The 8,460-nt window shown below is 65.6% G+C and carries 6 protein-coding genes; all 6 read left to right on the plus strand.

Annotation, left to right across the window (positions count from 1 at the left end; genetic code table 11):
• Positions 1–246 precede the first annotated feature (246 nt).
• From JZZ72_RS23790 to etfB, 6 genes are read left to right on the plus strand one after another with little or no spacing between them, the layout of a single operon-like run.
• On the plus strand, positions 247–1,224 hold the full coding sequence (locus JZZ72_RS23790) for a dipeptidase (RefSeq protein ID WP_210015261.1): 978 nt from the start codon (positions 247–249) through the stop codon (positions 1,222–1,224).
• A gap of 51 nt (positions 1,225–1,275) precedes the next feature.
• Complete coding sequence (locus JZZ72_RS23795; protein ID WP_054916693.1) at positions 1,276–1,806, plus strand: 4-vinyl reductase; 531 nt, start codon at positions 1,276–1,278, stop codon at positions 1,804–1,806.
• A gap of 15 nt (positions 1,807–1,821) precedes the next feature.
• The gene (gene dgcA / locus JZZ72_RS23800; RefSeq protein ID WP_043860357.1) at positions 1,822–3,882 is read left to right on the plus strand and encodes a dimethylglycine demethylation protein DgcA; all 2,061 of its coding nucleotides are present in this window, start codon (positions 1,822–1,824) and stop codon (positions 3,880–3,882) included.
• Between the two features lie 53 nt (positions 3,883–3,935).
• Positions 3,936–5,885: a (Fe-S)-binding protein gene (gene dgcB / locus JZZ72_RS23805; protein WP_210015262.1), complete on the plus strand. Its 1,950-nt coding sequence runs from the start codon at positions 3,936–3,938 to the stop codon at positions 5,883–5,885.
• A complete protein-coding gene (gene etfA, locus JZZ72_RS23810) occupies positions 5,882–7,102 on the plus strand; it encodes an electron transfer flavoprotein subunit alpha (protein WP_210015263.1) in 1,221 nt (406 codons plus the stop codon). Before dgcB ends, etfA begins: the two co-directional genes overlap by 4 nt.
• A 10-nt stretch (positions 7,103–7,112) precedes the next feature.
• Complete coding sequence (gene etfB, locus JZZ72_RS23815; protein ID WP_043860354.1) at positions 7,113–7,883, plus strand: electron transfer flavoprotein subunit beta; 771 nt, start codon at positions 7,113–7,115, stop codon at positions 7,881–7,883.
• Positions 7,884–8,460 lie beyond the last annotated feature (577 nt).

Raw genomic sequence — 8,460 nt, forward strand, 5'->3', positions numbered from 1 at the left:
GTGCGCGTAAAGGATCCGCGATTCTCGCAAAGCACCGTAGCAAAGAACAGCATGGCGAGCGGGCAATGGTCGGCACTGTTCGGCACCTTCCCGACGGGTGCCGCCCGGGCCCTTTGTCGCACCTTGACGTTTTCGGCAATTCCCCTGTCGTTTTTGCATCCTGGCGACCTGGCGCCTAGGCATATGCTGGCCCCAAAGCGCCGGCAGACGATTCGGCGCCGCAACGTCATACAAGGGGACAGCCTGATGAGCCCGGCCGAATTGCACGCAGACAGCATCGTTATCGACGGGCTGATCATCGCCAAGTGGAACCGCGAGCTGTTCGAGGACATGCGCAAGGGCGGCCTCACTGCCGCCAACTGCACTGTCTCGGTGTGGGAGGGCTTTCAGGCCACCATCAACAGCATCGTCGCCAGCCAGAAGCTGATTCGCGAAAACAGCGACTTGGTACTGCCGGTACGCACTACCGCCGACATCCGCAAGGCCAAGGAGCAGGGCAAGACCGGCATCCTCTTCGGCTTCCAGAACGCCCATGCCTTCGAGGACCAGCTCGGCTACGTGGAGATCTTCAAGCAGCTGGGCGTGGGCATCGTGCAGATGTGCTACAACACCCAGAACCTGGTGGGTACCGGCTGCTATGAGCGCGACGGCGGGTTGTCCGGCTTCGGTCGCGAAGTCGTCGCCGAGATGAACCGCGTGGGGGTCATGTGCGACCTGTCCCACGTCGGCTCCCGAACCAGCGAGGAAGTCATCCTCGAATCGAAAAAACCGGTGTGCTATTCCCACTGCCTGCCCTCCGGGCTCAAGGAGCACCCGCGCAACAAGTCCGATGCCGAGTTGAAGTTCATCGCCGACCATGGCGGCTTTGTCGGCGTGACCATGTTCGCGCCGTTTCTGGCCAAGGGTATCGACGCGACCATCGACGACTACGCCGAGGCCATCGAATACACCATGAACCTGGTGGGTGAAGACGCCATCGGCATCGGCACCGACTTCACCCAGGGCCACGGCCAGGACTTCTTCGAGTACCTGACCCACGACAAGGGCTATGCGCGCCGCCTCACCAGCTTCGGCAAGATCATCAACCCGCTGGGCATCCGCACCGTGGGCGAATTTCCCAACCTCACCGAAACCCTGCTCAAGCGCGGCCACCCCGAGCGGGTGGTGCGCAAGATCATGGGCGAGAACTGGGTCAATGTCCTGAAAGACGTCTGGGGCGAGTAACCCCACGCCTCACCCAGCCGCATCCTTTTTCTTTTATGGAGTTCAGTTTCCATGGCCAAGATCGCCCCGCAATTGCCCATCGAAGTCGACAGCGAAACCGGTGTGTGGACCAGCGACGCGCTGCCGATGCTGTACGTGCCGCGGCATTTCTTCGTCAACAACCACATGGGCATCGAAGAGGTGCTGGGCGCCGACGCCTACGCCGAGATTCTGTACAAGGCCGGCTACAAGTCGGCCTGGCACTGGTGCGAGAAGGAGGCCGAATGCCACGGCCTGCAGGGCGTGGCGGTGTTCGAGCACTACATGAAGCGCCTGTCGCAACGCGGCTGGGGGCTGTTCACGATCCAGGACATCGACCTCGACAGAGGTACCGCCAGCGTCAGGCTCGAACACTCGGCCTTCGTCTATGTGTACGGCAAGGTCGGGCGCAAGGTCGACTACATGTTCACCGGCTGGTTCGCCGGCGCCATGGACCAGATCCTGGCGGCCCGCGGCAGCCCCCTTCGCACGGTCGCCGAGCAGGTCTACGGCGGTTCGGAACACGGCCACGACGACGGCCTGTTCATCGTCAAGCCCCTGTAAGTCGAGGAACCCGCCATGGCTTTCGAAGCAATGTTCCAGCCGCTGCAGATCGGCAAGCTGACCATCCGCAACCGGGTACTGAGCACCGCACACGCCGAGGTGTACGCCACCGACGGCGGCATGACCACCGAGCGCTACGTGAAGTACTACGAAGAGAAGGCCAAAGGCGGTATCGGCCTGGCCATCTGCGGTGGTTCGTCGGTAGTGGCCATCGACAGCCCGCAGCAGTGGTGGGCCTCGGTCAACCTGGCCACCGACCGCATCATCCCGCACTTCCAGAACCTGGCCGACGCCATGCACAAGCACGGCGCCAAGATCATGATCCAGATTACCCACATGGGCCGGCGCTCGCGCTGGGACGGCTATCACTGGCCGACCCTGATGTCGCCCTCGGGCATCCGCGAACCGGTGCACCGCGCCACCTGCAAGACCATCGAGCCGGAGGAGATCTGGCGCGTGATCGGCAACTACGCGCAGGCCGCGCGCCGCGCCAAGGAAGGCGGGCTGGACGGGGTGGAACTGTCGGCAGTGCACCAGCACATGATCGACCAGTTCTGGAGCCCGCGGGTCAACAAGCGCACCGATGAATGGGGCGGCAGCTTCGAGAACCGCATGCGCTTCGGCCTGGAAGTGCTCAAGGCGGTGCGCGAGGAAGTCGGCCCCGACTTCTGCGTGGGCATGCGCATCTGCGGTGACGAGTTCCACCCCGACGGCCTCAGCCACGAGGACATGAAGGAGATCGCCAGGTACTACGACGCCACCGGCATGCTGGACTTCTTCGGCGTGATCGGCTCGGGCTGCGACACCCACAACACCCTGGCCAACGTGATCCCCAACATGAGCTTCCCGCCCGAGCCGTTCCTGCACCTGGCGGCGGGCATCAAGGAGGTGGTGAGCGTGCCGGTGATGCACGCGCAGAACATCAAGGACCCCAACCAGGCCACGCGCATTCTGGAGGGCGGCTACGTGGACATGGTCGGCATGACCCGCGCGCACATCGCCGACCCGCACCTTATCGCCAAGATCAAGATGGGCCAGATCGACCAGATCAAGCAGTGCGTGGGCGCCAACTACTGCATCGACCGCCAGTACCAGGGCCTGGACGTGCTGTGCATCCAGAACGCCGCTACCTCGCGGGAATACATGGGCGTGCCGCACATCATCGAGAAATCCACCGGCCCCAGACGCAAGGTGGTGGTGGTCGGTGCCGGCCCGGCCGGCATGGAGGCGGCGCGGGTGGCGGCCGAGCGCGGGCATGACGTGACCCTGTTCGAGAAGAAGGAGGCGATCGGCGGGCAGATCAGCATCGCCGCCAAGGCTCCGCAACGCGACCAGATCGCCGGCATCACGCGCTGGTACCAGCTGGAGCTGGCGCGGCTGAAGGTCGACCTGCGCCTGGGTACGGCGGCGGACGTCGACACCCTCATGGACCTGCGCCCCGACGTGGTGGTGCTGGCGGTGGGCGGGCACCCGTTCATCGAGCAGAACGAGCACTGGGGCGCGGCCGAGGGCCTGGTGGTCAGCAGCTGGGACGTGCTCGACGGCACGGTGGCGCCGGGCAAGACCGCGCTGGTGTACGACACCATCTGCGAATTCACCGGCATGTCGGTGGCGGATTTTCTGGCCGACAAGGGCAGCCAGGTGGAGATCGTCACCGACGACATCAAGCCGGGAGTGGCGATTGGCGGCACCTCGTTCCCCACCTACTACCGCAGCATGTACCCCAAGGAAGTGATCATGACCGGCGACCTGATGCTGGAGAAGGTCTACCGCGAGGGCGACAAGCTGGTGGCAGTGCTGGAGAACGAATACACCGGGGCACGGGAGGAGCGGGTGGTCGACCAGGTGGTGATCGAGAACGGTGTGCGCCCCGACGAGACCCTGTACTACGCACTCAAGGAGGGCTCGCGCAACAAGGGCCAGATCGATGTGGAGGCGCTGTTCGCGATTGAGCCGCAGCCGATATTGAGCCAGCCGGGGGAGGGGTACCTGCTGTACCGGATCGGCGATTGCGTGGCGCAGCGCAACACCCATGCGGCGATCTACGACGCCTTGCGCCTGTGCAAGGATTTCTGATCGCTCTGTGAACCGATTGTCCCGGTCGCTCGGGCTTTTTGTGGGAGCTTCCCATGTTGAACACCCTGCTACCCCTGCTGCTGTTCGCCGCCCTCGGCCTGGCCGTGCTCGGCGCGCTGCGGCGCGTGCGGATGTGGCGCCAAGGCCGGCCATCGCGGGTCGAGCTGCTCAAGGGCCTGCTGGCCATGCCACGCCGGTACATGGTCGACCTGCACCATGTGGTCGCCCGCGACAGGTACATGGCCAACACCCACGTCGCCACCGCCGGCGGCTTCGTGCTGGCCGCCGTACTGGCGATCCTGGTGCACGGTTTCGGCCTGCACAACCGCTTCCTTGGCTACGCCCTGCTGGTGGCCACCGCCTTGATGTTCGGCGGTGCGCTGTTCGTCTACAGGCGCCGGCTGAACCCGCCCGCGCGCCTGTCCAGAGGCCCGTGGATGCGCCTGCCGAAAAGCCTGCTGGTGTTTTCCGCCAGCTTCTTCATCGCCACCCTGCCGGTAGCCGGTATCCTGCCCGAAGGTACCGGTGGATGGGTGCTGGTGGCCTTGCTCGGGCTGGGCGTGCTGTGGGGTGTGAGCGAGCTGTTCTTCGGCATGACCTGGGGCGGGCCGATGAAGCACGCCTTCGCCGGTGCCCTGCACCTGGCCTGGCACCGGCGCGCCGAACGCTTCGGCGGCGGACGCTCCACCGGGCTCAAGCCGCTGGATCTGCAAGACCCGAACGCACCGCTGGGTGTGGAAAAACCCAGGGACTTCACCTGGAACCAGTTGCTTGGCTTCGACGCCTGCGTGCAATGCGGCAAATGCGAGGCCGCGTGCCCGGCGTTCGCCGCCGGCCAGCCACTGAACCCGAAAAAACTCATCCAGGACATGGTGGTGGGCCTGGCGGGGGGCACCGATGCGAAGTTTGCCGGCAGCCCGTACCCCGGCAAACCGCTCGGCGAGCACGGCGGCAACCCGCACCAGCCGATCGTCGACGGCCTGGTGGATGCCGACACGCTGTGGTCGTGCACCACTTGTCGGGCGTGCGTGGAAGAGTGCCCGATGATGATCGAGCACGTGGATGCGATCGTCGACATGCGTCGCCACCTGACCCTGGAAAAAGGCGCCACGCCGAACAAGGGCGCCGAGGTGCTGGACAACCTGATCGCCACCGACAACCCCGGCGGCTTCGCCCCGGGCGGGCGCATGAACTGGGCCGCCGACCTCGACCTCGAGGTGCTGGGCGAGGTGCACGGCACCGACGTGCTGTTGTGGGTGGGTGACGGCGCCTTCGACATGCGCAACCAGCGCACCCTGCGCGCCTTCGTCAAGGTGCTCAGGGCGGCCAATGTAGGCTTTGCCGTGCTCGGCCTGGAGGAACGCGACAGCGGCGACGTGGCCCGCCGGCTGGGCGACGAGGCCACCTTCCAGCAACTGGCCCGGCGCAACATCCGGACCCTGGCGCAGTACCGCTTCACGCGCATCGTCACCTGCGACCCGCACAGCTTCCATGTACTGAAGAACGAATACGGCGCGCTGGGCGGGCACTACCAGGTGCAGCATCACAGCAGCTTCATCGCCGAATTGATCGCCGCCGGCCGCCTCGACCTGGCGCCGCACAAGGGCGCCAGCGTGACCTATCACGACCCGTGCTACCTGGGCCGCTACAACGGCGAGTACGAGGCGCCGCGCCAGGTGCTGCGCGCGCTGGGCGTAGAGGTGCGCGAGATGGCGCGCTCCGGCTTTCGCTCGCGTTGCTGCGGCGGCGGTGGCGGAGCGCCGATCACCGACATTCCGGGCAAGCAGCGCATTCCCGACATGCGCATGCAGGACATCCGCGAGACCGCCGCCGAGGTGGTGGCTGTGGGCTGCCCGCAGTGCACCGCGATGCTCGAAGGCGTGGTCGAACCACGCCCGCAGATCAAGGACCTGGCCGAGCTGGTGGCCGACGCGCTGCGTGAAGCGACGGTTGCCAGCACGCCGGTAGCAAGCCAACCAGAACCTGCGCAGGTGGACCCATGAGCGACATCATCCGGCGTGACCCGCGTGCCGAGTGGATTGCACGCAACCGTCTGCACCCGCTGCACGCAGCCATGCAGGCCCAACAGACGCAGTGGATGGGGCCCAATGGCGTGCTGCGCAAGAACCCGCATGCGGTGGGTTTCATCGGCCCCAATGGGATCAAGCGCATCGATCGCAGCGGCGCCAGCCAGGGCGCTACGAGCAAGCGCAGCGCCGCCGCCGAGGTGCTGGTGCCGCTGCATCAGGTGCCGGTGCCGGCGTTCTACATCGTGGTGGTGCCGGACATGGTCGGCGGGCGCCTGAGCAGCCACGACCGGGATGTGCTCGGGCTGGCCCACGGCCTGGCCGGCAGCGACGGCGCGGTGCTGGCAGTGGTGTTTGGCGAGCACAAGGAAACCGCCTTCGGCACGTTCGGCGTCGACCGCCTGCTGCAGATCGACGGTGACGCGTTCGCAGGTTATGCACCGGAGCAGCGGGTGCAGGGCCTGCGGGCTGTGGATAACCAGTTCAACCCGCGCCACTGGCTGCTGCCCGACAGCCGCAGCGGTGGCGGCGAGCTGGGCCGGCGCCTTGCCGCGGCGCTGGGCGAGCGCCCGGCCACGCGGGTGTGGCAGGTCAAGGACGGGCTGTGCAGCGGGCGCGCCGGGGCTGGCCAGCAGGACCTGGTACGCGGGCTGGCGCGCCTGATCCTGGCGGCGGCCGAATGTGCCGAGCCGGTCAGCGAAACCCGCCATGAAGCCCTGCCGGTGGAGTTGTCCACAGGCGCGGCGCGCAGCCTGGCGCGTATCGAAGACCTCGGCCCGGTGCCGGTGGACCCGGCCACCATCGCCATGGCCGAGGCCGAATTCATCCTCTCGGGCGGCAACGGGGTCAAGGACTGGGCACTTTTCCACAGGGCCACCGTCGCGCTGGGGGCCACCGAAGGGGCCTCGCGGGTGGCGGTGGACGATGGCTTCATGCCGCGCAATCGCCAGGTGGGGGCCACCGGTACCTGGGTCACGGCGCGGGTATATGTGGCTGTGGGTATCTCCGGGGCGATCCAGCATCTGCAGGGCATCGGTGCCTGCGACAAGGTGGTGGCGATCAACCTGGACCCCGGCTGCGACATGATCAAGCGTGCCGACCTGGCGGTCATCGGCGACAGCGCGGCGATTTTGCAGGCGCTGATCGAGGCTGTGGACAACTATCGCAACAGCGCCCGGCGCGATGCGGCCTGAGGGGGCATTCATGAACACCAAGGTCATCAGCCTGGTCTCGATCGGCGCCCACCCCACCTCGGGGCGCATGCGCCGCGCCGAACAGGATGCGCGGGCTGTGGAACTGGGGTTGCAATTGGCTGGGGATAACCTGCAGGTGCTGCATGCCGGCGACCCGCACGAGCCTGCGCTGCGCGCGTACCTGGGCATGGGGCTGGCGCAGCTGGACGTGTTGCAGCAGCCCGCAGGCGCCGATGTGCTGGGCGTGCTCGGCGACTACCTGCGCGAGGCGGGGGCGCAGTTGGTGCTTAGCGGCAGCCAGGCCGAAACCGGCGAAGGCTCGGGCATGCTGCCGTTTCTGCTGGCCGAGCGCCTGGGTTGGCCGCTGGTGGTGGGGCTGGCGCAGGTGGAATCCATCCACAATGGCGTGGCCCAGGTGCTGCAGGCCCTGCCACGGGGGCAGCGGCGTCGCCTGAGCGTGCGCCTGCCGATGCTCGCCACTGTGGATAACGCCGCGCCGGTGCCGCGCCAGAGCGCCTATGGGCCGGCGCAACGCGGGCTGTTGGCGGCCCATGAGGTGGCGGTGGTGGAGGACGAGTTATTCACAGATGCTGTATTGCAGCCGGCCAGACCCCGGCCCAAACGCCTCAAGGTGATCAAGGCCAAGAGCGGTGCCGACCGCATGAAAGCCGCCACGGCGAAGGCCAGTGGCGGCGGTGGACAGGTACTCAAGGGCGTGACCCCGAGCGAAGGCGCCGAGGCGATCTTGAAGCTGTTGGTGGAGGAGGGTGTGCTGCGCTGAAGGGTTGTGCACAAAGTCTGTTGGCGGTTCTGTGGATAAAGTGTTTGCCTATGGCTGCAGGCCACGTCAACCGTGGCCTGCAGGCTATTGTTCAAATAGTGATCAATACACGCCGCGAATTTTTCGCGGTTTTTTTCATGCCCGTCGTCCAGCGAGACGGCAGTTTTGCTCACAATCCTTGTTGGCGGCTCTGTGGATAATCTGTTCGGACATGGCTGCAGGCCACGTGATTAAAGGTGTTCAGCTATTTGATCAAAAAACGCACAAAACCTCGTCAATCCACCACGAAATACTCACGCGGCAGCGAAAATCGGGGGTTTCGGCGGTTTATCCACATGGGTTTTGCAAAGAGGGCTACTTGCACACAAAGTCTGTTGGCGGCTTTGTGGATAAGGTGTTCGTGCAGTGCTGGGGGCCACGTATTCAAAGGCTTACAGAGGTTTGATCACTTTTTGATCTATTGCACGCTGTGGATTGAAGGGCGCTGGGCGGAAGTTTTCCACAAGGGTTGCCCACAATTGCTGTGGGTGTGGCTGTGGATAAAGTGTTGGTGGAGTAGGTATGGGGCAGTAGGGGC

Origin of the sequence: Pseudomonas palmensis, from assembly GCF_017848315.1 — a bacterium.
In the GTDB taxonomy this organism is placed as follows: Bacteria; Pseudomonadota; Gammaproteobacteria; order Pseudomonadales; family Pseudomonadaceae; genus Aquipseudomonas; species Aquipseudomonas palmensis.

What these genes read in the sequence shown, in the direction of transcription:
- JZZ72_RS23790 (WP_210015261.1), top strand. Translation starts at nt 247, where the DNA reads ATGAGCCCGGCCGAATTGCACGCAGACAGCATCGTTATCGACGGGCTG.
- JZZ72_RS23795 (WP_054916693.1), top strand. Translation starts at nt 1,276, where the DNA reads ATGGCCAAGATCGCCCCGCAATTGCCCATCGAAGTCGACAGCGAAACC.
- dgcA (WP_043860357.1), top strand. Translation starts at nt 1,822, where the DNA reads ATGGCTTTCGAAGCAATGTTCCAGCCGCTGCAGATCGGCAAGCTGACC.
- dgcB (WP_210015262.1), top strand. Translation starts at nt 3,936, where the DNA reads ATGTTGAACACCCTGCTACCCCTGCTGCTGTTCGCCGCCCTCGGCCTG.
- etfA (WP_210015263.1), top strand. Translation starts at nt 5,882, where the DNA reads ATGAGCGACATCATCCGGCGTGACCCGCGTGCCGAGTGGATTGCACGC.
- etfB (WP_043860354.1), top strand. Translation starts at nt 7,113, where the DNA reads ATGAACACCAAGGTCATCAGCCTGGTCTCGATCGGCGCCCACCCCACC.